27 protein-coding genes are annotated in these 24,459 nt (G+C 43.6%); 20 read left to right on the plus strand and 7 right to left on the minus strand.

Annotated features, from left to right (window positions below; all coding sequences use genetic code 11):
- Positions 1 to 9: 9 nt before the first annotated feature.
- Entirely contained in the window at positions 10 to 105 is a 96-nt protein-coding gene (locus DW205_RS22100; protein ID WP_005855736.1) for a smalltalk protein, read from the minus strand.
- Positions 106 to 124: 19 nt separating this feature from the next.
- Here DW205_RS22100 and DW205_RS22730 point away from each other — a divergent pair, with 19 nt between their 5' ends.
- Positions 125 to 247 (plus strand): hypothetical protein, encoded by a 123-nt coding sequence (locus DW205_RS22730; protein WP_009274984.1) that lies wholly within the window; start codon positions 125 to 127, stop codon positions 245 to 247.
- Between the two features lie 103 nt (positions 248 to 350).
- Here the strand turns inward: DW205_RS22730 and DW205_RS05600 are convergent, their stop codons facing one another.
- The 5 genes from DW205_RS05600 to DW205_RS22105 form a co-directional block, all read right to left on the minus strand.
- Complete coding sequence (locus DW205_RS05600; protein WP_005857915.1) at positions 351 to 818, minus strand: HU family DNA-binding protein; 468 nt, start codon at positions 816 to 818, stop codon at positions 351 to 353.
- A gap of 305 nt (positions 819 to 1,123) precedes the next feature.
- Positions 1,124 to 1,330 (minus strand): DUF4248 domain-containing protein, encoded by a 207-nt coding sequence (locus DW205_RS05605; protein WP_005857913.1) that lies wholly within the window; start codon positions 1,328 to 1,330, stop codon positions 1,124 to 1,126.
- A gap of 118 nt (positions 1,331 to 1,448) precedes the next feature.
- Positions 1,449 to 3,254, minus strand: coding sequence for a DUF3987 domain-containing protein (locus DW205_RS05610; protein ID WP_005863158.1), 1,806 nt, complete (start codon positions 3,252 to 3,254; stop codon positions 1,449 to 1,451).
- Positions 3,255 to 3,315: 61 nt separating this feature from the next.
- A complete protein-coding gene (locus DW205_RS05615) occupies positions 3,316 to 3,885 on the minus strand; it encodes a BT4734/BF3469 family protein (protein ID WP_005863156.1) in 570 nt (189 codons plus the stop codon).
- Positions 3,886 to 3,913: 28 nt separating this feature from the next.
- Positions 3,914 to 4,051 (minus strand): hypothetical protein, encoded by a 138-nt coding sequence (locus tag DW205_RS22105; protein ID WP_154396230.1) that lies wholly within the window; start codon positions 4,049 to 4,051, stop codon positions 3,914 to 3,916.
- A 17-nt stretch (positions 4,052 to 4,068) separates the two neighbouring features.
- On the opposite strand from DW205_RS22105, the gene DW205_RS05620 reads away from it, so the two are divergent.
- From DW205_RS05620 to DW205_RS05700, 17 genes are all read left to right on the plus strand, one after another.
- A complete protein-coding gene (locus DW205_RS05620; protein WP_005857907.1) occupies positions 4,069 to 4,560 on the plus strand; it encodes a hypothetical protein in 492 nt (163 codons plus the stop codon).
- A gap of 37 nt (positions 4,561 to 4,597) precedes the next feature.
- On the plus strand, positions 4,598 to 5,503 hold the full coding sequence (gene rfbA, locus DW205_RS05625) for a glucose-1-phosphate thymidylyltransferase RfbA (protein WP_008779659.1): 906 nt from the start codon (positions 4,598 to 4,600) through the stop codon (positions 5,501 to 5,503).
- Position 5,504: 1 nt separating this feature from the next.
- Positions 5,505 to 6,086 carry a dTDP-4-dehydrorhamnose 3,5-epimerase gene (rfbC, locus tag DW205_RS05630; RefSeq protein ID WP_005863152.1) on the plus strand — a complete coding sequence of 194 codons (582 nt, stop codon included), beginning with the start codon at positions 5,505 to 5,507 and terminating at the stop codon, positions 6,084 to 6,086.
- Position 6,087: 1 nt separating this feature from the next.
- Complete coding sequence (gene rfbD, locus DW205_RS05635) at positions 6,088 to 6,996, plus strand: dTDP-4-dehydrorhamnose reductase (protein ID WP_005863149.1); 909 nt, start codon at positions 6,088 to 6,090, stop codon at positions 6,994 to 6,996.
- Positions 6,997 to 7,004: 8 nt separating this feature from the next.
- Positions 7,005 to 8,129, plus strand: a complete 1,125-nt coding sequence (locus DW205_RS05640; RefSeq protein ID WP_005863147.1) for a dTDP-glucose 4,6-dehydratase — start codon at positions 7,005 to 7,007, stop codon at positions 8,127 to 8,129.
- A 72-nt stretch (positions 8,130 to 8,201) separates the two neighbouring features.
- Positions 8,202 to 9,740, plus strand: coding sequence for a lipopolysaccharide biosynthesis protein (locus DW205_RS05645; RefSeq protein WP_005863146.1), 1,539 nt, complete (start codon positions 8,202 to 8,204; stop codon positions 9,738 to 9,740).
- On the plus strand, positions 9,737 to 10,552 hold the full coding sequence (locus tag DW205_RS05650) for an aldo/keto reductase (RefSeq protein WP_005863144.1): 816 nt from the start codon (positions 9,737 to 9,739) through the stop codon (positions 10,550 to 10,552). Before DW205_RS05645 ends, DW205_RS05650 begins: the two co-directional genes overlap by 4 nt.
- A gap of 20 nt (positions 10,553 to 10,572) precedes the next feature.
- The gene (locus DW205_RS05655) at positions 10,573 to 11,163 is read left to right on the plus strand and encodes a hypothetical protein (protein ID WP_005863142.1); all 591 of its coding nucleotides are present in this window, start codon (positions 10,573 to 10,575) and stop codon (positions 11,161 to 11,163) included.
- A 21-nt stretch (positions 11,164 to 11,184) separates the two neighbouring features.
- Positions 11,185 to 12,939 carry a thiamine pyrophosphate-binding protein gene (locus tag DW205_RS05660; RefSeq protein WP_005863140.1) on the plus strand — a complete coding sequence of 585 codons (1,755 nt, stop codon included), beginning with the start codon at positions 11,185 to 11,187 and terminating at the stop codon, positions 12,937 to 12,939.
- Positions 12,936 to 14,021, plus strand: a complete 1,086-nt coding sequence (locus DW205_RS05665) for a polysaccharide pyruvyl transferase family protein (protein ID WP_005863138.1) — start codon at positions 12,936 to 12,938, stop codon at positions 14,019 to 14,021. The genes DW205_RS05660 and DW205_RS05665 overlap by 4 nt, the downstream gene beginning before the upstream one ends.
- Entirely contained in the window at positions 14,005 to 15,237 is a 1,233-nt protein-coding gene (locus DW205_RS05670; RefSeq protein ID WP_005863136.1) for an O-antigen ligase, read from the plus strand. The genes DW205_RS05665 and DW205_RS05670 overlap by 17 nt, the downstream gene beginning before the upstream one ends.
- Positions 15,234 to 16,265: a glycosyltransferase gene (locus DW205_RS05675; RefSeq protein WP_005863134.1), complete on the plus strand. Its 1,032-nt coding sequence runs from the start codon at positions 15,234 to 15,236 to the stop codon at positions 16,263 to 16,265. The genes DW205_RS05670 and DW205_RS05675 overlap by 4 nt, the downstream gene beginning before the upstream one ends.
- Positions 16,266 to 16,311: 46 nt before the next feature.
- The gene (locus tag DW205_RS05680; protein WP_224202221.1) at positions 16,312 to 16,689 is read left to right on the plus strand and encodes a glycosyltransferase; all 378 of its coding nucleotides are present in this window, start codon (positions 16,312 to 16,314) and stop codon (positions 16,687 to 16,689) included.
- The gene (locus tag DW205_RS05685) at positions 16,686 to 17,564 is read left to right on the plus strand and encodes a glycosyltransferase (RefSeq protein WP_005863130.1); all 879 of its coding nucleotides are present in this window, start codon (positions 16,686 to 16,688) and stop codon (positions 17,562 to 17,564) included. The genes DW205_RS05680 and DW205_RS05685 overlap by 4 nt, the downstream gene beginning before the upstream one ends.
- On the plus strand, positions 17,530 to 18,465 hold the full coding sequence (locus DW205_RS05690; RefSeq protein WP_005863128.1) for a glycosyltransferase family 2 protein: 936 nt from the start codon (positions 17,530 to 17,532) through the stop codon (positions 18,463 to 18,465). Before DW205_RS05685 ends, DW205_RS05690 begins: the two co-directional genes overlap by 35 nt.
- 90 nt (positions 18,466 to 18,555) lie before the next feature.
- Positions 18,556 to 18,819 carry a glycosyltransferase gene (locus DW205_RS05695; RefSeq protein ID WP_005863126.1) on the plus strand — a complete coding sequence of 88 codons (264 nt, stop codon included), beginning with the start codon at positions 18,556 to 18,558 and terminating at the stop codon, positions 18,817 to 18,819.
- 548 nt (positions 18,820 to 19,367) lie between these two features.
- The gene (locus DW205_RS05700; protein WP_005863124.1) at positions 19,368 to 20,183 is read left to right on the plus strand and encodes a glycosyltransferase; all 816 of its coding nucleotides are present in this window, start codon (positions 19,368 to 19,370) and stop codon (positions 20,181 to 20,183) included.
- Between the two features lie 145 nt (positions 20,184 to 20,328).
- On the opposite strand, the gene DW205_RS05705 is transcribed toward DW205_RS05700, so the two are convergent.
- Positions 20,329 to 20,919: a hypothetical protein gene (locus tag DW205_RS05705; RefSeq protein ID WP_005863122.1), complete on the minus strand. Its 591-nt coding sequence runs from the start codon at positions 20,917 to 20,919 to the stop codon at positions 20,329 to 20,331.
- A 394-nt stretch (positions 20,920 to 21,313) separates the two neighbouring features.
- Here DW205_RS05705 and DW205_RS05710 point away from each other — a divergent pair, with 394 nt between their 5' ends.
- Together DW205_RS05710 and carA are read left to right on the plus strand one after the other, a co-directional pair.
- Positions 21,314 to 23,200 (plus strand): amidophosphoribosyltransferase, encoded by a 1,887-nt coding sequence (locus DW205_RS05710; RefSeq protein WP_005857863.1) that lies wholly within the window; start codon positions 21,314 to 21,316, stop codon positions 23,198 to 23,200.
- On the plus strand, positions 23,197 to 24,378 hold the full coding sequence (gene carA / locus DW205_RS05715) for a glutamine-hydrolyzing carbamoyl-phosphate synthase small subunit (RefSeq protein ID WP_005863120.1): 1,182 nt from the start codon (positions 23,197 to 23,199) through the stop codon (positions 24,376 to 24,378). The genes DW205_RS05710 and carA overlap by 4 nt, the downstream gene beginning before the upstream one ends.
- Positions 24,379 to 24,459 lie beyond the last annotated feature (81 nt).

Raw genomic sequence — 24,459 nt, forward strand, 5'->3', positions numbered from 1 at the left:
AATTGAAAATTAGAGAATACAGGATTGGATGCCAAGTGCTCCCGCGATGGCGGTAGCTACGGCGATGATCACTTTGATAATGGTACTCCATACGGACTTTTTCATGAATTATGAATTTTAAATTATGAATTATGAATTAGGAATCCCGGCTGATATAAGAGGAAAGCTTGGCTTTCCTTTGGACGGCCTCAGCGGACGGGCGTCAAGCGAAGAGACCGCAGCGAGCGCCCGGAGCATCCCTGTCTGAGCGAAGCGAGTTGGGATGCGACAGCGAGCGTAGGTCTCGAAGTAGCCCGTCAGCGTCAGCCTTGACCTTTTGGTTACTTTTGGGTCAAGCCAAAAGTGACATATCAGATCTCATCAGGCGACTCAGAATCGGAACCGCCCCCTTCCTCTACCGGCGTCCCGAGTATCGTCACCTTGAGCAACGAAGTCTTCTCGCCCAGCAGCGAGTAGCGTCGTGCCCCGTTCAGTATGGTATAGGAAGGCGAGAATCCCGGCACGATAGTCCGTATATGCGTAGCCTTGACCTCGGGGGCGGTCGCTACCCCCTTCTCCGTGACGAAGCGGTTATAGACGGTTCCGAACCCTAGCAGCTCCACCTTGTAACCTTTCTGTAGGTTCTTGATGACATACCGCTGATAACGATCCAATACGTTCAATACGTCACCCTTCGTGAGCGAAGACTCCTCGGCGATCTGGTCGGCCGCATCTTGTGTGGACAGGGTACCGAAATAATAGGGAACCGGCTTGTACACCTCCTGCTTGGGATCCGTCTTGGGGATAAAAAACTTTCGTGCTTGAAATGCTTGTGGCATAGTTTGATAATTAAAGATTAATAATAGAAAATTAATTGCTTGCTGATCAATGTTACAAAGATAGGTTCCGCCGTAAGGGGCGGTGATGCCGATTGATGCCCGGGGTAGGGAATAACGATTAATTAACATGGGACGCAGTGATAACCGCCGGTTTCTTACGCTGCCTATCGTAAGCCCCTTTGAATAGGCATTATAAGAAGCCTTGGATGGGCATTGTAAAGATCTTAGAATACCCATCCAAGTTGACAGTTGACTAGTGACAGTAGGCTGTTTTTATTTACCTCTGTGCGCAACTGTCAACTAATTTACGGTTCTCCTAGGTAGTGGATGATTAATCTGATCTGTCGGGGCGTGAATATACGTTGCTCGGGGCGGTAGCCCGTCTCCAGCAGCTTGTCGTGCAATTCCGTGCATCGAATGATCCAACGACGTAAGCGGTTGCAAGCTTGATGGGAGGCCAGCTCCGGGAAATAGGATGCCGCTAGTGCGGACTTTCTTAATGGCAAGAACATTTGATTTATGATTTATAGATTTGGGAGAATGAAACTTTCAAACTTTCAAACATTCGTCCCCCCCTCACACACACACGCCCGTGGGGTACGTTATATAGGGGTGTGAGGGAGGCCGGGATTACTTATGGGTGACACGGCCGCCGAAGCTGTACTCGCCCCGGCCGTTCTTCTCCAGCGTGCCTCGTTCCTGCATTCGCTTGAGACAGGTATCTAGGGTGGCGGTGGGGATGTTGTTCCTCTCTGCTTCCTCCAAGGCCTGTTGTCGGTTGAAAGAGAGTGGAAGGGCCGCGAAGAGAGCCTCTTGGGGCGTGGGCGTGCGAGAGCGTGGCACCTCGTCAGACGGAAGCAGGGAGAGTATGCCCGCCGAATGACGGTAGAGCGGCTCCACGAGCGAGAGGACAGCCTTAAAATCGTCATCGTTGATACGTAACTCTAGGGAAGGAACGATACCGTCCCGTACGTTCTCCTCCGGGATCTCGAGGGCAGGCGAGAGACCGGGACAATTGAGGATTGAAAACTGAGAATCGAGAATGGCTTGTGGGATGAGGAGACTCTCCACCGATCGTAGGAAGGCCACCACGGAAGCGATCCGGCAGATATTGATAGCGATACGGGCCACGGAGCTTCGCATCGGATATCCGTAGGAAAGGCCGGCGTGCCCGAATATGCGTGCGAAGCAGCTGTTGAATCGCTCCTTTTGCGTGTCGGAGAGATGGAATTGTATGATATTGACCCTCTCACGCAGGTAGTCCACGAGCATTTTCCACTGCTTCCCCCAATCGGAGAAGAGGCTATCCATGTCCTCGTCGCCCTGCTCGAACTGATCCGCCCACTCGTCGATGGGTGGCATCCGGTAGAACAATTGGCGTGAGAACAACCCGTTCTCGGCCGAGGGAATGAGTGGCCGTACCTGCGCCGGGGTCCCGCTTAACAAGACACTGAGGTAAGAGGCCGGGCACTCCCGGTATTCCCGGTTCGTGCGTCGGTTGAAAGCCAGTCGCTCGTGGTCGTGGCATTTACGCAAGGTATCGCTCCAGTGCCCGTGCTCGGTGCCGATGGCCGTGCTCACGGTATCGGCCTCGGTCTCGCAGATCAGCCCTATGCCGTCGGCCTCGATGAGGTTCTCCAGCACGCCGGTGCCGGAATTGTTACCGGCGATAAGGAACATCTTGAGGGGAGGCATCTCGGGCTCCGGCGTATCGGATTTTTTCTTGCCCAGCGAGTCCCAACGGCTCTTCTCCTCCCGGTAAGCTTTATGCCTCTGCCGGTAGTTCGCCATCATCGCCTCATGTATCGGCTCGGCAAGCCGGCGTGTCCAAGCGAGGGCTCCCTTTCCCGAGGCGGGAGGGGCGACGATGAACGTTTGCAGGCAAGGGTAGTAGAATTTTCGCCCGTACGATATCCGGATCGATTTGTTGAGTGTCGCTCCCAACACGGTGATACCTCCCAGCAGGAGGATATCCTTTTGGGCGGGGGTATCGCCCCGGTCGATCATCCGTTTGAGGAAAGCGGGCCAAGGATACTCCGGAAAGGCGGGCGGGACATTTTTCACGGACTGTTCCTCGTGCGTACACGTGTGCGTGTGTGAAGGAGGCGTGAATGTTTGAAAGTTTGAAAGTTTCCCGGCCTCGGCCATGGATTTGTCCAGTTTCACGCCGGCTAGGTCCGCCAAGTGGAATACGGATCCCAAGCCATTCCGTCCATTGCCTCCTTTGAGGGCATGGTCGTATAGCTTATCCGCCTCGGTAGAGACATATTTCTCCGACATCCGGCAGATACGATGAAAGAATGTCCGGCCGGCCTCTCCGCAATCGTTGGCGATGGCGAAGGCGATCGGCATATACTCTTGATAGGTGGGAGCGATGTTCGCCCCCTGTTTCTCGATGGCGGCAACGAGCCGCTCCAGATCTGATAATGGGTTCATGATGAATGAATAATGAATGGTGAATAATGATTTATAACTACCAACTGTCACTTGTCCTCTGTCAACAATTCCGGTCTCCTAGCCTCGCTGAGGGATCGTGGCAAAGGAAGCAAGCCCGTGAGAGGTCTGCGTTCGTGGCATCAGCTTTCAGCCCGTATTTCCACTCAAGGTATTCCCAAGCGAATCGTACCGCCTCGTCGAAAGACTCCTCTACGGTTTTCTTGATCGACAGGCGATAGGGTACGAGGAGCTTGATTCCCGTGGTACTGGGACTCACGAAGGAGAGATCGGGGCGTAGCCGCTCATCGGCGAAGAGCGTGTCCCTCCAACAGATCGCCTCTTCGGGTGAGGAGAGGTGATCGATGTCGATGACGAACTCGCCCGAGGGCACGAGCAAGTGATCTTCCTTGCGGTAGGAGAAGATACCGGCGGGCGTGACATAGGGTAGCAAACTCTGTTTCAGCCGCCTGAACCGTTTCTCGTCGCTCGATGCGGCACGTACCTGATCGGTACGCTCACGCAGCCACTCGCTGGTGGTGATATAGGCGTACAATTGACTGACACAGACGACCCCGTTCGGTACTTGATTGGTGATGGGGGCGTTGAAAAAGGAAAAGATAGACTCTTTCATGATCGGATAAAATAAATTGATTATTCGGTTACTGCCGGTAAAGGAATGCGTTCCTGCCCGTTCCCGGAATAGCGATGGACGGGACGGGTACGGAAACGGACGTATGGTGGATGAAATGAGGATAGAAATAAATATCCCCCGTGAAAAGGGTGATTATTGTTAACACTTAAATTAAAAACGGATATGACAGAAAATCAAGAGCGGGCGGAACAGGCACGTTCTGCCTTTACGGTCAATGGAGGTAACGTGCAGATCCTGCCCAATGCCACCATCGCTATCCAGAACATCCATTGGGGTGACGGGACGGTGACACGGACGGAACGCTGGATTACGCCCGCGGAATCGGGACTTCATGAGTCTCCGTCTCCTCCGATAAACTCTCCTGCCCCTCCGGTGACGGCTGAACCCTCCTCGTTGGCGTTGTTCATCCCGGACGAGGCGACCCGTCTTGTCTACGAGGCCCGCCTATGCGCCTGCCCGGACACGGTCACCCTTTGCCAAACGGTATTGACGGACCTTTACAACGAGATCCTAGCCGACTACTCGTCTCCCCTCAAGCTGGTCAAGAGCCGTGCCTTCATCAGCGCCCTCTTGCCTCACCTCACGTTCGTGAACGGGGCGAATGTACCGAGCATTCGGTATGGGATCAGGAAGTATGTGCTGGGGGAAGGGTGAGATAAAAAAGTGTGTGAATGATATAGAGAATATTCGTATGAAAGGAATCGTTTTAGCTGGTGGCTCGGGTACCCGATTATACCCGATCACTAAGGGAGTGAGCAAGCAGTTGCTTCCTATTTTTGATAAGCCGATGGTGTATTATCCTATCAGTGTGTTAATGCTGGCGGGTATCCGGGAAATCTTGATCATATCAACGCCATACGATTTGCCCGGATTCAAGCGTCTGCTTGGGGATGGCTCTGATTATGGTGTGTGTTTCGAGTATGCGGAGCAGCCATCGCCGAATGGATTGGCGCAGGCATTTACTATTGGTGCTGAGTTCATCGGTGATGACAGCGTTTGCTTGGTGCTAGGTGATAATATCTTCCATGGTAATGGATTTACATCGATGCTAAAGGAGGCGGTTCGTACGGCTGAGAAGGAGAATAGGGCTACTGTTTTTGGCTATTGGGTGAGTGATCCGGAGCGTTATGGCGTAGCCGAGTTCGATCAGGCCGGCAATTGCCTGAGTATTGAGGAGAAGCCGGAATGCCCTAAGAGCAACTATGCCGTGGTCGGATTGTATTTCTACCCGAACAAGGTTGTTGATGTAGCTAGCAGCATTCAACCGTCCGCTCGCGGCGAGTATGAGATTACTACGGTCAACCAACGATTCTTGGAGGATGGAGAGCTGAGAGTCCAAACTTTAGGCCGGGGTTTCGCTTGGCTGGATACCGGTACGCACGACTCTCTGAGCGAGGCTTCTACTTATATCGAGGTGTTGGAGAAGCGTCAGGGATTGAAAGTGGCCTGCTTGGAGGGCATCGCTTATCGTCAAGGATGGATCACGGAGGAGCGTATGAGAGAATTGGCGCAGCCGATGTTAAAGAATCAGTATGGTCAATACTTACTGAAAGTAATTGAGGAATTAAAGGAGACAGGAGATCCGAATTTAGGTTAAGATGGAGGTAATAAAGACAGATATAGAGGGTGTAGTGATCATTGAGCCGAAGGTGTTCGATGACGCTCGGGGATACTTTTTCGAGAGTTTCTCGCAACGTGAGTTTGAGGAGAAGGTTCGTAAGATAAATTTTGTACAAGATAATGAGAGTATGTCCTCATACGGAGTGATGCGTGGCTTGCATTTCCAGAAACCTCCCTTTACTCAAAGCAAGTTAGTGCGTTGCGTGAAAGGATGCGTCCTTGATGTAGCCGTGGATATTCGCAAAGGAAGCCCAACGTATGGTAAGCATGTGGCTGTTGAGTTGAGCGAAGAGAATCATCGCCAGTTTTTCGTGCCTAGAGGGTTCGCTCATGGATTTGCGGTATTGAGTGAGATAGCTGTTTTCCAATACAAATGCGATAATTTCTATGCTCCGCAAGCGGATGGGGGCATCCGTATAAAGGATGAGAGCCTAGGCATAGATTGGCGGATACCGATGGACAAGGTCCTTCTTTCGGAGAAGGACATAAAACATCCTTGTTTGGAGGATTTTGATTCACCGTTTGATTATCATGTAAATTTATACCCTGAATTTGAATAAGATGAATATATTGGTGACTGGTGCCAACGGGCAGTTGGGAAACGAGATGCGTATCATCGCTCGGGAAAGTGACGACCACTATGTATTCACGGATGTGAATCAAGTGGAAGGCGTAGAGACCGGCTTTTTGGATATTACGGATTTGGAGGCGGTGAGGAAGATGGTCGCGGCGCAGCGTGTAGATGTTATCGTGAATTGCGCCGCCTATACCAATGTGGATATGGCTGAAAGTAATGAGGAATTGGTGGAGAAGTTGAACGCTGAGGCTCCGGAAAACTTAGCCAAGGTAATGAAAGAGACCAATGGTTTTTTAGTGCAAATCTCGACAGACTATGTGTTTGGTAAAGAACCGTGCAATGTGCCTTGTCAAGAGGATCAACAAGGAACCCCCACCGGAGTTTATGGTATGAGCAAATTGCATGGTGAGCAGAAGATTCAAGCTATCGGTTGCAAGCATGTGATTATCCGTACGGCTTGGTTGTACAGTGAGTTTGGCAAGAACTTCTGTAAGACGATGATGAACCTTACGGCTACCAAACCACATCTTAAGGTCGTGTTCGACCAGGTGGGAACACCCACATACGCCTTGGATTTGGCGAAAGCCATTGAGACGGTGTTGAAAGATTATGCGGATAAAAAAAACGAACATGATTATGACAAGACCGGTATCTATCATTACTCCAACGAGGGGGTATGCTCATGGTTTGACTTCACGAAATCGATCGCTGAATACAATGGCACGACCGCTTGCGATGTGCAGCCCTGTCATAGCGACGAGTTTCCCAGCCCTGTAAAACGTCCATTTTATTCGGTATTGGATAAATCTAAAATCAAGGAGACATTCGGTATTCGGATCCCTTATTGGACAGAATCGCTGAGACAATGTATTGCTAACATAAAAAACAAATAAACAGAATCATGTCAAAACGAAATATAGTAATCACTGGTGGAGCAGGCTTCATTGGCAGTCATGTTGTACGCTTGCTCGTGAATAAATATCCGGAGTATAACATCTTCAATTTGGATAAGTTGACCTATGCTGGCAACTTGGCTAACTTGAAGGATGTCGAGGATAAGCCTAACTATAGGTTCATAAGGATGGACATCTGCGACTTCAAGGCATTCTATCAATTGATGCAGGATAAGCAGATCGATGGCATCATTCATTTGGCGGCCGAGAGCCATGTTGATCGTTCCATTAAAGATCCGTTCACCTTCGCCCAAACTAATGTGATGGGTACGCTGGCGCTATTGCAGGCAGCTAAGCTGTATTGGGAGAGTCTACCGGAGAGGTACGAGGGCAAACGCTTTTATCATATCTCTACGGATGAGGTGTATGGAGCGTTGACCATGAATTATCCGGAGGGCATTGAGCCACCGTTCACGACAACAGCGTCGTCCAGTGAACATCATTTGGCATACGGGGATGATTTCTTCTATGAGACGACAAAGTATAATCCACATTCGCCCTATTCAGCGAGTAAGGCAAGTTCAGACCATTTTGTACGTGCCTATCACGATACTTATGGTATGCCGACCATCGTGACAAACTGCTCAAATAACTATGGCCCCTATCAATTCCCGGAGAAACTGATCCCGCTTTTCATCAACAACATCTGTCATCGTAAGCCGTTGCCAGTCTATGGCAAGGGCGAGAACGTGCGTGACTGGCTGTTTGTGGAGGATCATGCCCGTGCGATCGATACGATCTTCCATCACGGAAAAATCGCTGAGACCTACAATATCGGCGGTTTCAACGAGTGGAAGAATATCGACATCATCAAAGTGCTGATCAACACGGTGGATCGCCTGTTAGGTAGAAAAGAAGGGGAGGACTTGGATTTGATTACCTACGTGACCGATCGCCTCGGCCATGACGCACGCTATGCTATTGATTCCACCAAGTTGCAAAAAGAACTCGGTTGGGAACCGAGTTTGCAATTCGAGGAGGGGATCGAGAAGACTGTGCGCTGGTATTTGGATAATCAGGAGTGGATGGATAATATCACGAGTGGGGAGTATCAGAGGTTTAATAATCTTTAAAAATCACAGTTTATCCTTACTTGGTTTTTGACTAGGGATAAATTGCCCGCTTATAAATACCTGCCTACGTTTATGTCTACTGAGAATGTAATTAACAACCAACGAATAGCAAAAAATACTTTTTTATTATATCTGCGTACCATCTTTGTCTTGGCGGTATCATTGTACACAAGTCGTCTCGTGTTGAAGGTGCTTGGTGTGGATGACTATGGTATTTATCAAGTAGTCGGAGGTATGGTGACTATGTTTGGTATTTTGTCCAATGCATTGTCTGCCGCTATCAGTCGGTTTATAACTTTTGAGTTAGGAAGTGGTAAAGCAGAAAGATTAAAGAGGTTATTCTCTACCAGCGTGGTTGTACAATATGTATTGGCGGGCATAGTCTTTATCATCGCAGAGGTTGTTGCGATATGGTTTATGGAGACAGAGATGCAGCTTCCTAAAGGTAGAGAGTTTGCCGCTAAGTGTGTATTGCATTGCTCACTGTTCACTTTTTGCGTGAATCTGATAAGCATTCCTTATAATGCGTGTATCATTGCTCATGAGCACATGAAAGCTTTTGCTTATATGAGCGTTGTTGATGTTGTTTTGAAATTGATTGCGTGTTTGGGAGTGATGTGCATTCCAATAGATAAATTAATCTCTTACTCCATATTTTTAGCAGTCATCTCTATTTCCATAAGAATACTCTATTGGCTTTATTGTAAAAAGCATTTTGAGGAAACTAGGGGATCTGTTGCGTTTGACTGGTGCATATTCAAGGAGATGTTAGGATTCTCTGGTTGGAGTTTCTTGACAAACGCAAATGGTATTTTAAATACGCAAGGTGTGAATATGCTTATCAATGTGTTCTTTGGTGTGACAGTGAATGCATCGAGAGGTATATCTTCTCAGGTAGAAAGTGCAGTATTGCAGTTTGTTAACAACTTTACAATGGCTGTGAATCCTCAAATTATCAAAAGCTATGCGGCTGGCGATATTCAAGGATTATATACATTGATATGCCGGGGGGCTAAATTCGCTTATTTTGCCATGTTCATCATGGTGTTACCTTTGGTATGTGAGACACCATATATGCTAAGTGTATGGCTGACTATCGTACCTCCACATACCGTGATATTTGTGCAGTTATCTTTAATATTGGGTATTTTCGATTGTATAGGTTTTTCTTCTTACACGGCTTGTATGGCGACTGGTAGAATACGCTTATATTCCATAACCTTAGCCATTATTGGAGCATTGGAATTCCCTTTAACATGGATATTTTTTACTTATGGTGCTCCAGTTGTCTCTACCTATTACTTATACATATTTGTAAAGATCTTAGTGCTTATAGCTAGAGTGATACTGTTGCGTGATATGGTCGGTTTGCCACCCCAAATGTATATAATAGAAGTGTTAATTCCTATTCTGCTCACTACACTCATAGCGATAATTCCTTCTTTACTAATAATAAGCTTTTTTCCGTCATCATTTGTTCGTTTATGTATTTCGGTGATTGTTGCCATTATTTCTGTCGGTTTATCCGCTCTTTATATAGGCATGACCCAAAGGGAAAGGGAAGTGATTCTGGAGAAAGTCAATAGTGTGGTTAATCGATTAAAAAAATGAAAGAGAGTAAACCTGTCATATTTGGATCTGGCGCTTCATCAAGCAAGGATTTTAAAAGTTTGTATATCAACTGTCATGCGGCGTTGACTAATGGAATTACCCATTTTGATACTGCTCCCAGTTATGCTACAGAAGAAGTTTTGAGTCAAGCAGTCCAACGGTCGGCAAACGAGTTGGGGCTGAAAAGATCCGACTATCAAATTCAAACAAAAATAGATCCTATTCAGATGTATAATGGGAAAGTAGTGGAGTATTTCAAGAGAAAACTGGAGACTATGCGATTGGATTATATCGATTCTTTGTTGATTCATTGGCCGGTATTGAAGTATTTGAACCCTACATGGGAAGAGCTGGTCATGCTGAAAGAACAGGGATTGACTCGAAAGATTGGTATATGTAATTTGCGGATCAATCATTTGCAAGAGTTGAAAGTTGCGCATATCATACCGGAGATTCTTCAAATAGAAAGGCACCCCTTGAATATCTTCGATAAAGAGGTGTTATTCTGTAAAGAAAATGATATCGTTCTTCAGGATTATTCACCTTTATGTAAGATGCATCCTAAATTGAAGGAGTCGACACTGCTCCGTGCGCTGGCTGATAAATACCAGAAAGATATGGGTCAAATTATTTTGAAATGGCATATCAATACAGGTGCGATTCCTATCTTCACATCAACCAAACCGCAGCGAATTTCCCTTTATGCTCATTTGGATGATTTTGATTTGGAGGAATCTGAATTGTTTGTCATATCCTCACTAAACGATAATTATAAACTCTATTTGGAATCATTGGTATGTCCTGGATTTTAAGAAATAAAAGGAAAATAATCATGACGTTGCTATGGAGCATGTTGGTTCTGTTTGCTTTTACACCTTTGTGGTTGTTCTCCATATTGATAGCACTCTTCTTCTTGATTTTGGCGGTAAACAATCGCTTGGTCCTAAAGCTTTACGAAGCTCATAAAGCCTTGTCGCCTAAGCGGACGATCCCTCTTTATTCAACTCTATTAATCGGTGATTTATGTGCCGAGAGTGTTTATAAGGAGTATTTGAGCGACAATGGTAAAACTTTAATGCTGACAGCCCCAAGAAGAAGTCTGGAGGCGGATTATCAAATCTTGCTTCACTCAGTCTCTGCCTTGCATGAGAATGGAACATGTATTATCATAGGATCTAAATATGATAAGGGGATCAGCTTGTTTGATGTACCTTATTTAAGTTTGACGACACGGAAGGAATTAAAGGTAGAGACTCTGCTACGCAGATCGCATTATCCTTTATTCTTTGAGCCTTTGCGGAGCTTGTTATATTTTGTTTCCACAAACAACAAATACTATCTGAAAGAATGCCCACATCCAGATATGAGGAAATTCTGTGATAAAAGAAATATTCACTTAGTGTACTTAACGACAGAAAGATAACAATTAATTATAGCTATTAAAATGAATAACAAGTATTATTCTTCGGAGAGAAATGTACAAATTCTGTTGGCTTTATTGAAGAGGAATGGAATAAAGAAGGTGATAGTTTCACCTGGTGGTACAAATATCTGTTTTGTTGGGAGCATACAGAACGATCCTTTCTTCGAGATATATTCTTCCGTAGATGAACGATCAGCTGCTTATATGGCCTGTGGGTTAGCTGCTGAAAGTGGAGAGCCTGTGGTTCTTTCATGTACAATGTCTACTGCTTCAAGAAATTATTATCCGGGAATGACAGAGGCTTATTATCGAAAACTCCCCGTCTTAGCGATAACTTCACATATAGGATCTAATCATATTGGTAATCTACGTTCTCAAGTGATAGACCGACGTATAATCCCGAATGATGTAGCTCAAATGTCTGTAGAGCTACCAATTCCAAAAGATGAAAGCGAAGATTTTTTTGTTGAGATGGAAGTGAATAGAGCTATTCTTGCATTAAAGAATTTTGGCTCTGGTCCTGTTCATATCAATTTAATAACAACTTGCAATCAAGATTTTACCATCAAAGAATTGCCCTTGGTTCAAACTATTCGTCGTTACCAAGCATGGGATCAGTTGCCTGAGATCCCTCAAGGAAAGGTCGGTGTTTTTGTTGGTGTTCATCGCAAGTTTACGGAGAGTCAAGTATCTGCAATCGAACGTTTCTGTGCGACTCATGATGCCGTTGTTATTTGCGACCATACAAGCGGTTATTATGGCGAGTATCGATTACAACCAACCTTGGTTCAATTACAAAAGAATGCTGAATCACCCTTGGATGTTTTGGATTTGATGATACATATAGGCGAAACTTCTGCAGCTACTTTTGCCGGCACTATTCAAACAAAAAATATTTGGCGTGTAAGCGAGGATGGAGAAGTCCGTAATCCATTCAAGAAATTGTCAAAAATCTTCCAAATGTCTGAAGAGATGTTCTTCACGGCATACAGTAAAAGGGGAGCCGATAAACATGATTTTATAGATGCTTGTCGTGAGAAATGTTATGCTATCTATGAACAAATACCGGAATTGCCATTCAGTAATATTTGGACAGCCATGCAGCTATCTTCACGTTTGCCTGAAAAATCATTGTTACATATCAGTGCCTCAAATACTCGTCGATGTTGGAATATCTTTCCATTGCCGGAAACGGTAGAGTCTTCTTGCAATGTGGGTTGTTGTGGCATTGATGGTTGTACCAGTACATTGATAGGGGCATCGCTGGTGAATCCCAAACGCTTGTGTTATTTAGTGACCGGTGATTTGGCTTTCTTTTACGATATCAATGTGCTTGGTAATCGGCATGTGGGTAACAATGTTAGAATCCTTTTGATTAACAATGGGGTAGGAACTGAGTTTAAAATGAATTCGCATAATTCTTATATGGCTTTTAAGGAAGATGTGAATGAGTATATGGCGGCAGAAGGTCACTTTGGAAGAAAATCTCCTTGCTTGGTTAAACATTTTGCTGAAGATTTGGGATTTGAATACTTGACCGCTAGTACAAAAAACGAATTCATGCAAGCGTTGGATAAGTTTACAAATCCTAGCTTGTCTGATAAACCTATTATATTTGAGGTGTTCACTGATGCCGAACTAGAAAGAGAGGCACTTGAAATTATGACTACTCTTGATTATGATGCTAAAACTTTAGCAACCCATAAACTGAAAGAAACAGCCAAATCAGTATTGGGAAAAAATCTTATAAATACAATTCGTAAGTTCAGCAAATGAGAATAGGAATACTAACCTTTCATTGTGCCCATAACTATGGGGCGATGTTACAATGTTATGCCTTGCAGGAATATTTGAAAGGTCGGGGAGATGAGGTGTATGTGATCGATTATCGGCCGGACTATTTGACACATCCATATAAAAAACATAAATTGTCTCATTGGCTTTCCAAGGATCCGTTGCGTACACTCAAGCGTTTGCTGTCCGAGCCATTCTTATTGAAAAAAAGAGGCAAACGTTGGGATGGATTCGATAACTTCATGCGGATGAAGCTTAACCTGTACCCCTACGATATGAGTTCGGATTATTCCAATTTTGATTGGCTGTTGTTTGGTAGTGATCAGATTTGGAGTTCTCGTCTCACGGGAGGTCGGTTCGATCCGGTATTTTTTGGACAAGGTGTTAATTGCCGTAAAGCTACCTATGCGGCGAGTATGTCTCCTATATGTTTGGATGCGGCAGAGAAGAAGGTATTGCCCTCCTTATTGAGAGATTTTAATGCTATATCTGTGCGTGAAGCTGAATTGGCAAAGACACTCCATCCCTTTACAGGCAAGGAGGTGCATGTGGTGTGCGATCCAGTATTGCTATTGAGGAAAAAGGAGTGGGAGAAAAGGTGTGTGCCAATTTCAACGAAACGCCCTTATGTGCTTTGTTATAATTTGTTGCAATCAGAGAAGTGTGCGGAACAAGCTCGTAAAGTTAGTCGAGAGTTAGGGTATGAGCTGATAAATATTACCGCTTGTTTACTTCCGTTCAAATCGGGGCGGCGTTATTTACAGACACTTGACCCTATTTCGTTTATCTCTTATTTCAAAGAGGCTGCATTTGTTGTGACATCATCTTTTCATGGTACAGTGTTCTCTGTTGTTTTCCAAAAGCCCTTTTATGTGGTTGGGATGGGTAGTCTTGGAGGGCGTTCCGCTTCTTTATTGGCTAAGTTGAATTTGTCTGATCGGATATTGGGAGAAGTGACGGATTTCCTTGATGGAAAGATTGACTATGAGAGGGTGGAGTTTTTGTTAGAGAATTATAGGATGGAATCTGTCGATTATTTAAAATTTGATGAACATAACGATTAAATATGATTTAAAAAATAATCGTTATGATTATTTGATAATGATGACGATTGTGTCGGTTATATTTGCGGGTCCATTGTTTGGTGCATTTATTCCGACACGAATAATAGGTTTTTTGTTTTTGCTCTATTATATTATTAAAATTAAGGTTAATTATCGGATCAAGAAATTAACCTATTGCTTATATGGAGTTATCTTTTATTCGTTTTTAGCTGTATTTTGGATATCGGATTGGTATATGTATACAACCTCTTTTTTGAGTTTATTATGTTATATAGGTGCTTTCTTTCTTATTTATTATTCTTCGTTTAGGGCTAGTAAACCTATTGATTCAATATTAAAAGGATGGTTGTTTTTTACAATAGCTAATTTGGTGGTAGCTATTTGGGAAGTCTTTACCGGTCAACATACGGCAGAAGGACAATTTCAAGCAACAGAGTATGCGACATCTTTAGATGGTACGGTGGGATTGAGAACTTATGCCGCTGTAACTTATGGTAATTACAACTCTTTGTCTATTGTGCTGATTTTATGCTTGTTTATGTTGATACTTTATTGGGTATATACAAATGTGATTCGTGAAAAACTATTATTGCTTCTTCTTTTATTATTTATTGTTGCGATAGAATTTATTAATACATCTCGTGGTTGTTTGATAGCTCTGTTTCTTTCTTTTATCCCATTTTTTATGGGGATGAATAGTAATAAGAGAGATAAATATATTTTGATCTTTGTATTGTCTATATTATGTGTCTATCTGTGGTATGAGTATTCGGATACTATTCTTTTTTTAATAGAACGAAAGACTGATGCGAGAACTGGAGCAGCTCAAGATCCTCGTTGGATTTTATGGGCTGGAGGATTGAAAATCGCAGAGGATTGGTTATATATAGGAAGTGGGCCTGGAAGTCAAATTTATGAATATGAGAAAGCGGATATTTGGATTACCTATGCTCATAATTTGTGGATTCAAGCATTGGTCGAATATGGGTTAGTATTTACGATTGCTCTTATTTATGGTGTTGCTAGATTAGCTATTAAGTGCTATTTGGATTCTAATCGTTTGTTGCATTTAATAGGTGTTATCCTAATTCTTTGCTGGCCAATATTGACAATTGTCGATGAAGGGTACTTAAAATCGTTTCATTGGACGTTTTTTGCCTCCATACTTGCCATATACCATTTAAATCAAACTAATCAATTTCAAATATCTAGATGAAATCCATTCTCTTCTTTCATCCTAAGAACGACTACACCGGGAGTACTCGTGTGTTAGCTGATGTGATTGCTCGTGATTATGCGGGGCAATCTGTTGATATCATTGTTAACCGGAATCATGGCAAAGGATTCTTGAGTGAATTGCCAAATGTGCAATTGATAGGGTATTGTGTACCTACTTGGCATGGAAAGCGTATCCCTGTTGTTGCGCCATTGGTATGGCGCATACATTTTGTGTTGCTTACGTTATGTTTAGGTTGGCGTTACAATACATTTTATATCAATACGATCACTCCTTACTTGGCAGCTCTGTTAGGACGGTTGTATGGAAAGAAAGTAATCTATCATATTCATGAGAAATTTGTCCAGCAAACGCTATCTGTTCGGATAATGGAGTGGATATTTGCCCATACAAAGGCACACCGTATTTTCGTGTCGAGGTATACGAGAGATAGCTATCCAGATAATCCATCGTGCACGAGTACGGTGTGCTACAATCATCTAGGCAAACAATTTTTGGACAGGGTCGATATAAAGCCTATTGGTGAGCGAAAGCGGAATACGGTCTTGATGATTGCCTCTCTCTCGAAAGTAAAGGGCTTATCTACCTTCATGGCGGTGGCCGAACTTTTACCCGATCTCCATTTCCGCTTGATGCTTAGTGCGGATATGGAATCTATACAGGCTTATTTAGAACAGTCAATACCTAAAAATGTGGAATTAATTCCAGCACAATCGAATATCCATCCTTATTTACGAGAGGCGGACTTGATGCTCAATTTATCAAACCCATTTTTGTGCGTAGAGACTTTTGGTATGACCATTTTAGAGGCGATGGCTTATGGCGTTCCATCCATTGCGCCTAACATCGGAGGGCCAATAGAATTGATAGAAGATGGGTATAATGGCTTCTGTGTGGATGTGACTGATGCTAAGGTCGTTGCGGAAAAGATTAAGGAAGTGCTGGGGCTTGATAATTATGAGCGATTTGCGGATAACGCACTGGCTGGATTTGAACGATTTCGCTAGTAGTTCTGTATATCAATTAATTGATTCGATTGTTTATATTCTTTCAATGAAAAAAATAGTTGTGCTTCTCTCCACCTATAATGGAGAGCGTTTTTTGTGTGCCCAGCTGGATAGCTTGTTGATCCAAGAGGGTGTGGAGTTGAAGGTGTTGGTGAGGGATGATGGTTCCTCGGATAGTACATGGGATTTATTGATCGCTTATAAGGATTTGCTTTCCGAAGAGGCTGTGTGGCTTATTTCTCGTTTTGTTTTTTCAAGAAAGAATTGGCTTACCAGATTACTCTTATTGCTCGATGGAAAGATTAAATATAACGGCTTTGAATCCAATCTCTTTTATGTGTTAAAAATTATCAAGGGAGGTGTAGGGCTTCCTCTATTTTCTCATCGGGCGCTTACGCCATTTGTAGTGCGTGAGGGCTTATGAGAGAATCAGTGGCGATAGTTGTCGTGTTGTATAAGGCGGAGATGAGCGTTTATCATGAACGTTTATTGGAGGATGAGATGGTTACATTGGTCGTAGTAGATAATACGCCTGATCGGGATTTGGCATTAAAGAAGGATCGGTTGATATATGTTCCTCTACAGAGAAATATGGGTATAGCTACTGCACAGAATGAGGGAATCCGGCAAGCTGAGTGTTTAGGATGTGACTATATTATTTTTTTCGATCAAGATAGTAAGATTCCCGAAAGGTATTCGGAAGGTATAATAGAAGAATATAAGCGGATCGAACAATTGATTCCTAATCTGTTTTTGTTGGGACCAACCATAATAAATGGCCGTACAGAAGAGGAGTATAAATCAACTATCCATAAGGATATATGGATGACGGAAGATTTTATACGGAGACGGGAGATTATAAGTTCTGGAAGTTGTGTTTCCCTGCGGAAAATAGAGGAGGTGGGATTGAATGATGATTCTTTGTTTATTGATTATGTGGATCATGAATGGTGTTGGAGAGCGGAGAGTAAAGGGTTTGTCAATGGCATCACCCTAAAGATTAAACTTGCTCATTTTGTAGGGCAACAGGAGTACCGGATATTCAACCAGCTTGTTATCATTTCAGCCCCGATACGATATTATTATCAAACACGGAATTATTTATGGTTGCTTCGGCGTAGTTATGTGCCAAGGCAATGGAAAATCAATCATGGAATAAAGTTAATGATATATCCGATTTCTTTCCCTTTCAAGGTTAGGTGTTGGCGAGCGATTTATGTGCAAATGTTTAGAGGTTTAAAGGATGGATTATTAAATAAAAGGTATGGTAAAAGTAGGAGCGGTAGTGGTATTGTATAACCCGAATTTTGACGTGACAAAGAAAACATTGTCATCATTGGCTAGCCAGGTAGATCAAATATGCGTGGTGGATAATTCTCCATCTGACCACTCTGAGGTGCTGAGCGGTTATGAGTCGGTGGAGTATAAACCATTGCTGAAGAATATAGGTATAGCTGCGGCACAGAATATAGGCATCCGTTATTTCATTGATTTAGGTTATGACTTCGTACTTTTTGCGGATCAGGATTCGATTGCGTCAGAGAAAGTAGTGGACAAACTATTAGAGAATCATCAAGCGCTTAAAGAGGCCAGTATAAAAGTCGGTGCAGTAGGAACTCGGGCAATTAATCGTCAAACAGGACTACCATATGTTGAAAAGTCTAATGAGATTAGAATTATAGATAAAAGAGTATTGAGTAATACTTCAAATATTACGGAGTGTTATTCTATTATGTCATCAATCTCATTGATTCCTTGTAAAGTATTTAATATTGTAGGAGGTTTTGATGAATCTCTTTTTATTGATGGTGTAGATAATGAGTGGTGTTGGAGAGCTTGGCATAAGTGTGGTTTGAGATCTTTTATAGTGGAAGATGCTGAGATTGGTCATATGCTAGGTGAAGGAGATAGATTTTTTTTCCTTAAAAAGGTGGCTATTGCTTCTCCGTTTAGGGTGTATTATCAGTTTCGAAATTATTTGTGGCTTTGTCGAAGGGATTATGTGCCAAGGTATTGGAAAAGGAAAAATGGTATGAAGTATTTTGTGAAATTGTTTTATTTCCCGATTTGTGTTGCTCCGAGAACGATGTATTTACGGCGCATTGTACGTGGGGTGATAACCGGGTTGAATCCAGTCAAACCTAATTGGCCTATTTTCTTGATGCTGAGTAGTTTGTTAAGAATGTTTAAGGAGGGATGAATACTTGATAGTAAACAGAATACAAAATAGTAAGAATTTAATTGTCTCATCTTATTCATCGTATGCGTGATGGGTAAGATTTCGGTTTGTATGGCTACCTATAATGAGGCGAAGTATATTAGGGAACAATTGGAATCAATCTTGTGCCAGTTGTCGGAAGATGATGAGATTATTGTATCAGATGATGGTTCTACTGATGGGACAATAGATATTATTATGTCTTATCATGATAATAGGGTAAAAGTATTACATCATATTTCTTCCCCTGGTTCTTCATTTGTGAAAGCTACGAGAAATTTTGAGAATGCTTTATTGCATGCGCATGGTGATTATATTTTTAGCAGATCAAGATGATGTATGGCATAAAAATAAGGTGAGTGTTTGTTTTTCTTATTTAGATAATATATGTTGATTCAACATGACCGAACACTTATAGGAAATTCGTATGGCTATCCTTTGCATGTGAAAAGCATCCATAAATTATTTTTTTTGAATTTGTTTGATTTATCGTTCAAAGGATGTTGCATAGCTTTTCGACGAGAATTGTTACAAAAAGTATTGCCTGTTCCAAAGCCAGTGATTGTCCATGATGCTTGGATTGGCTGTTGGGGTTATTTGTTGGGTAGTTATGTCTCGATAAATGATGAACTGATAGATTATAGAGTTCATGGAAAAAATGTATCAATAGGTACAAGGAATAGGTTTTACTATAAAATATTGTATAGACTGCAAATTTGTTATTGTTTGTTTAAGCGTTCATTTTTCTAAATGATGAGACATACGATAGTTTGTATTGTAGCTTGTTTCCTTGTTTTTAACGAGTGATTAAAATCTTTTTTTATTTTAATTCAAGATGTGTTCTGATTGGAACACTAATGGTTAATCAATTTTCCCTATATTTTATGCAATCATTTTCTGTATTGCTTTCCTTATATCACAAGGAGAGTGCATTATTCCTGCACCAAAGTCTGGAGAGTGTCTTTGCACAAACACTATTGCCTACCGAGGTGATTTTGGTGGAGGATGGACCTTTGTCCGAAGAGTTGCATGCGGTTGTAAAAGAGTTCATGGATCGGTATCTTGAATTAAAGGTGATTCCTTTGGTAGAAAATCAAGGTTTGGGGAAAGCTTTGAACGAGGGTTTGAAACATTGCTCGTATGATATCGTGGCTCGCATGGATACGGATGATGTGGCGAAGCCAGACCGTTTTGAAAAGCAGTTGGCGATATTTCAGGAACATCCGGAAGTGGATGTAGTGGGAGCTTGGATCGATGAGTTTGAGGGAGCGGTATCCAATGTCCTTTCTGTGCGTAAAGTGCCAAAGGATCAGGAAGATATCTTGAGATTTGCAAAAGGAAGATGTCCGGTGAATCATCCTGTGGTGATGTTCCGAAAGTCGGCTGTATTGAAAGCTGGGGGATATAAGCATTTTCCTTTGTTCGAGGATTATTATTTATGGGTACGGATGTTGATGGATGGTGCTCGATTCTATAATATTCAAGAGAGTTTACTTTTTTTCCGTTTTTCTCCAGATATGTTTAAGCGGAGGGGGGGATGGAGGTATGCCGTAACGGAGGTGAAATTACAGACTCTGTTTTATAGGATAGGTTTTATCGATTTTTTCTCCTTAATAAGAAATATCTGTATTCGTTTGGTGACTCGTCTTCTCCCCAATGACTTTCGCTCTTTACTTTATAAGAGATTTATACGAAATTAAATTATTCTTTCGCTTTATTTCGTATATCCGTACGGTGATTTCCCAAAGCTTTTTTGTGTTAGAGATCCCATGGTAAGGCCTCCCCTAAAAGGAGGCTTTTTTGTTTCCGGAAACATCGCATTATGACTTCCGGCTTTGTTGTCATCTATGATTTTAATCTTATCTGTGTATCAATAAAATACAAATTCCCATCTATACCATAAAGCACATTGTTAGGGGCTGCGTCAAACACTTCATAATCTTCATTGTGGTATTCGTCGTAATAGTCCATTTTAAAGCCAAGAGCTTGCATATAGGCGGCTATTTCATCTTCTGTAGCTTCTCGTTCCGCTAATATATAAGGTTGTATGAGGACTGCACAGAATTTTTGCTCGCTGTTATATGCGAAGCCAATCATCTGATAAGGTACATTACTGAAAAACTTGTTATGTACAGTAATGCGAATGAAAAAGTTCTCCAAGTCATCACCAGCGTACTCAAAGTTATTTAGCTTGATTACAGAGACCTTACCATCATGAAATACTTCATTCTCACCACCTTTGTCCATATAGGTGAGAGTGAGGCAGGATAAGTTAACCCATAGATTTCTATTATTAGTAAATTTTATTAGCTCATTGATTTGCCTTCTCTTATAGCCCTCTGTTGGTTCAATCTCTCCTGCTGTTTCTTTACTTCTTCTGGCGATGCAGGCTGCTTGCTCCAAGAGGTTATTGATTGGCGAGTACGCTCTATCCATTGTTTGTGAAATTCGTTAATATATTCCATAAATCATTTTACTAAGAGTTCATGGCAAAGGTAATCTTTCTATTTTAATATCGTAATGATTTGTCTGTAACTTTGTAAGGTTACATTATAAAAATGTATGGAGAGTTTACTTCATGCATATTGTAAATTTCCAGTCGGCTAAGAATGGAATGTATTGCCTGAAACATTATGCCTCCCTTCTTTGTTATATCTTATTATGGATTGAAAACAAACCCTCCCTTTTGCTTATAAAATGTAAGCTTTGTTAACCAAACGTCCGATAAAAACATTTTTTCCGTGAAAGTGTCAATTATTTTATGTTTGTTTAAACAATATGTTAGGTATTGTCTGTATCTTTGCGGCAAAATCAAAAAGTTGATTCGACAATGGAAGTATTGAAGCACGAGTGTGGTGTTGCCATGGTCCGGTTACTGAAACCCTTGGAGTATTATCACGAGAAGTACGGTAGTTGGATGTATGGACTGAACAAGCTCTATTTGCTGATGGAAAAGCAGCATAACAGGGGGCAGGAAGGAGCGGGCTTAGCCTGCGTGAAGTTAGAGGCAAATGCCGGAGAGGAATATATGTTCCGTGAACGGGCCGTCGGGACCGGAGCTATTACCGAGATATTTGCCGCAGTTCACGAACACTACAAGGATTTAACCCCCGAGCAACTCAACGATCCGCTATTCGCCAAAGCCAACCTACCTTTCGCCGGAGAGCTTTATATGGGCCACCTCCGTTACAGTACCACCGGAAAATCCGGAATCTCTTATATCCATCCTTTTTTACGACGCAATAACTGGCGTGCAAAGAACCTTGCCGTTTGCGGAAATTTCAACCTGACAAATGTTCATGAAGTATTCGAGGAGATCACGGCGATCGGTCAGCATCCCCGGAAATATTCCGATACGTATATCATGCTGGAGCAGCTGGGACACCGGCTGGACCGGGAAGTGGAGCGCCTGTACCAAAAGTGTGAGGCGGAAGGATTGAGAGGGATGGATATCACGCATGCCATCGAGGATCAAATTGATTTGTCGAACGTGCTGAAACGCTGTACCCCGGGCTGGGATGGTGGTTTCGTGATTTGCGGTATCACCGGTAGTGGCGAGTCGTTCAGCGTGCGGGACCCGTGGGGAATCCGTCCGGCCTTCTATTATGCGGATGATGAGATTATCGTGTTGGCTTCCGAGCGTCCGGTTATACAAACCGTGATGAACGTGCAGGTAGAGGATATCCGGGAGTTGAATCGGGGAGAGGCGATACTCGTCAACAAGAAAGGCGAGTGGCATATCTCCCAGATCGTGGAGCCGAAAGAGAATAAGGCTTGTTCCTTCGAGCGTATCTACTTCTCACGGGGTAGCGACGTGGATATTTACAGGGAAAGGAAGCGTTTGGGAGATAATCTCGTGCATCCGATCTTGAAAGCGGTGGATTACGACTTGAATCATACCGTCTTCTCTTTTATCCCGAATACGGCCGAGGTCGCTTATTTCGGGATGCAGGAGGGGTTGAACAACTATTTGAATAAGCTGAAAAAAGAATGGATCGCCGATCGTAGTCACCTGCTCAGGGAAGAGGAACTGGAGCAAATCCTTTCCATGCGAGTCCGCTCGGAGAAAGTAGCTATAAAAGATATAAAATTACGTACATTTATCGCTGAGGGCAATAGCCGCAATGATCTGGCGGCGCACGTATATGATATTACTTACGGAAGTATTGAACCTTTTATCGATAATCTGGTTGTGATAGATGATAGCATCGTGCGGGGTACTACCTTACGCCAGAGTATTATCGGTATCTTGGATCGCCTGCATCCGAAGAAAATCGTGATCGTAAGTTCTTCTCCGCAGGTACGTTACCCGGATTATTACGGTATCGATATGTCCCGGATGAACGAGTTTATCGCTTTTAAGGCTGCGGTGGCCCTGTTACGTGACCGGGGGATGGAATACGTGATCTTGGACGCTTATCAGAAGGCGAAGCGACAACAAACAGCGGCGGATGGTCCGTTGGTGAATTACGTAAAGGAGATATACGCCCCGTTTACGGACGAGGAGATATCCGTTAAGATGGTGGAGTTGCTTACACCGGCCGGGACACAGGCGAAAGTAGAGATCGTCTACCAGACTTTGGAGGGCTTGCATGCCTCTTGTCCGGAGCATCCGGGTGACTGGTATTTCTCCGGCGATTACCCGACACCGGGCGGGACTCGGTTAGTGAACGAGGCTTTTATTCACTATATGGAAGAAGAATATTTAGTGAAATGACACAACATACAGATTCTATGCAGACAAACAGAACAGCAACTTTGATGTTAGACGACGGTACCGTCTTCCGTGGCTACTCTTTCGGCTATGAGAGACCGGTGGCTGGCGAGGTCGTGTTCAATACCGCTATGACCGGATATCCGGAGAGCTTGACGGACCCTTCGTACGCAGGCCAGTTGATGGTGTTGACTTATCCGCTCGTTGGTAACTACGGTGTCCCGCCTCGTACATTCGAGCCGAACGGGATCGCTACGTTTATGGAGAGCGAGAAGATCCACGCCGAGGCGATTATCGTTAGCGATTACAGCCATGAGTATAGCCACTGGAACGCCGAGTGCAGCTTGGGCGAGTGGTTGAAGGAGGAGAAGATCCCGGGCATATACGGTATCGATACGCGTGCGTTGACTAAGAAATTGCGTGAGCATGGCGTGATGATGGGACGTATCGTTATCGGCGATGCCGATAACGAAATTGGAAATGGAGAATTGAAGATCGAGGATTATGAGCATGTGAACTATGTGGATCGGGTATCGTGCAAGGAGATTATTTGTTACCTGCCCGATGGTACGAGCCAGACCTGTTCTTTATTGGAAGCCTCCGATTCCCGATTCTCGATTCTCAATTCTCAATTCCTAAAGCGCGTCGTGCTTTTGGACTGCGGCGTGAAACATAACATCATCCGTTGCCTGTTGAGGCGTAACGTGGCGGTGATCCGTGTGCCTTGGGACTACGACTTCAATCAGCTGGAATACGATGGCTTGTTTATCAGCAACGGTCCGGGCGATCCGGATACTTGCGATGCCGCCGTGCGGAATATCCGTAAGGCGCTTTCCGGGGATAAGCCGATTTGCGGTATTTGCATGGGTAACCAGTTGTTGGCGAAAGCCGGCGGTGCTTCTATCTATAAATTGAAGTACGGTCATCGTAGCCATAACCAGCCGGTACGTATGGTAGGCACGGAGAAATGCTTCATCACCTCGCAGAACCATGGTTACGCCGTGGATAACGATACGCTGGGTGAGGAGTGGGAACCGCTGTTCGTCAATATGAATGACGGGACGAACGAGGGTATCAAGCATAAGACGAAGCCTTTCTTCTCCTCTCAGTTCCATCCCGAGGCTTGCAGCGGGCCGCTGGATACGGAGTTCATGTTTGATAAATTCACGGAATTGTTGTAGCCGGGGATTTACGCCCACCCTAAACGAGGGATTAGGGCAACCCTAAATGAGTGTTTAGGTCTACCCTAAAAGAGAACATTA

Source organism: Parabacteroides sp. AM17-47, from assembly GCF_003434625.1.
Classification (GTDB): domain Bacteria; phylum Bacteroidota; class Bacteroidia; order Bacteroidales; family Tannerellaceae; genus Parabacteroides; species Parabacteroides distasonis.

Bases quoted from the DNA above. Each gene is read 5' to 3' on its own strand.
- DW205_RS22100 (WP_005855736.1), bottom strand. From the start codon at position 105: ATGAAAAAGTCCGTATGGAGTACCATTATCAAAGTGATCATCGCCGTA.
- DW205_RS22730 (WP_009274984.1), top strand. From the start codon at position 125: ATGAATTATGAATTAGGAATCCCGGCTGATATAAGAGGAAAGCTTGGC.
- DW205_RS05600 (WP_005857915.1), bottom strand. From the start codon at position 818: ATGCCACAAGCATTTCAAGCACGAAAGTTTTTTATCCCCAAGACGGAT.
- DW205_RS05605 (WP_005857913.1), bottom strand. From the start codon at position 1,330: ATGTTCTTGCCATTAAGAAAGTCCGCACTAGCGGCATCCTATTTCCCG.
- DW205_RS05610 (WP_005863158.1), bottom strand. From the start codon at position 3,254: ATGAACCCATTATCAGATCTGGAGCGGCTCGTTGCCGCCATCGAGAAA.
- DW205_RS05615 (WP_005863156.1), bottom strand. From the start codon at position 3,885: ATGAAAGAGTCTATCTTTTCCTTTTTCAACGCCCCCATCACCAATCAA.
- DW205_RS05620 (WP_005857907.1), top strand. From the start codon at position 4,069: ATGACAGAAAATCAAGAGCGGGCGGAACAGGCACGTTCTGCCTTTACG.
- rfbA (WP_008779659.1), top strand. From the start codon at position 4,598: ATGAAAGGAATCGTTTTAGCTGGTGGCTCGGGTACCCGATTATACCCG.
- rfbC (WP_005863152.1), top strand. From the start codon at position 5,505: ATGGAGGTAATAAAGACAGATATAGAGGGTGTAGTGATCATTGAGCCG.
- rfbD (WP_005863149.1), top strand. From the start codon at position 6,088: ATGAATATATTGGTGACTGGTGCCAACGGGCAGTTGGGAAACGAGATG.
- DW205_RS05640 (WP_005863147.1), top strand. From the start codon at position 7,005: ATGTCAAAACGAAATATAGTAATCACTGGTGGAGCAGGCTTCATTGGC.
- DW205_RS05645 (WP_005863146.1), top strand. From the start codon at position 8,202: ATGTCTACTGAGAATGTAATTAACAACCAACGAATAGCAAAAAATACT.
- DW205_RS05650 (WP_005863144.1), top strand. From the start codon at position 9,737: ATGAAAGAGAGTAAACCTGTCATATTTGGATCTGGCGCTTCATCAAGC.
- DW205_RS05655 (WP_005863142.1), top strand. From the start codon at position 10,573: ATGACGTTGCTATGGAGCATGTTGGTTCTGTTTGCTTTTACACCTTTG.
- DW205_RS05660 (WP_005863140.1), top strand. From the start codon at position 11,185: ATGAATAACAAGTATTATTCTTCGGAGAGAAATGTACAAATTCTGTTG.
- DW205_RS05665 (WP_005863138.1), top strand. From the start codon at position 12,936: ATGAGAATAGGAATACTAACCTTTCATTGTGCCCATAACTATGGGGCG.
- DW205_RS05670 (WP_005863136.1), top strand. From the start codon at position 14,005: ATGAACATAACGATTAAATATGATTTAAAAAATAATCGTTATGATTAT.
- DW205_RS05675 (WP_005863134.1), top strand. From the start codon at position 15,234: ATGAAATCCATTCTCTTCTTTCATCCTAAGAACGACTACACCGGGAGT.
- DW205_RS05680 (WP_224202221.1), top strand. From the start codon at position 16,312: ATGAAAAAAATAGTTGTGCTTCTCTCCACCTATAATGGAGAGCGTTTT.
- DW205_RS05685 (WP_005863130.1), top strand. From the start codon at position 16,686: ATGAGAGAATCAGTGGCGATAGTTGTCGTGTTGTATAAGGCGGAGATG.
- DW205_RS05690 (WP_005863128.1), top strand. From the start codon at position 17,530: ATGGTAAAAGTAGGAGCGGTAGTGGTATTGTATAACCCGAATTTTGAC.
- DW205_RS05695 (WP_005863126.1), top strand. From the start codon at position 18,556: ATGGCTACCTATAATGAGGCGAAGTATATTAGGGAACAATTGGAATCA.
- DW205_RS05700 (WP_005863124.1), top strand. From the start codon at position 19,368: ATGCAATCATTTTCTGTATTGCTTTCCTTATATCACAAGGAGAGTGCA.
- DW205_RS05705 (WP_005863122.1), bottom strand. From the start codon at position 20,919: ATGGATAGAGCGTACTCGCCAATCAATAACCTCTTGGAGCAAGCAGCC.
- DW205_RS05710 (WP_005857863.1), top strand. From the start codon at position 21,314: ATGGAAGTATTGAAGCACGAGTGTGGTGTTGCCATGGTCCGGTTACTG.
- carA (WP_005863120.1), top strand. From the start codon at position 23,197: ATGACACAACATACAGATTCTATGCAGACAAACAGAACAGCAACTTTG.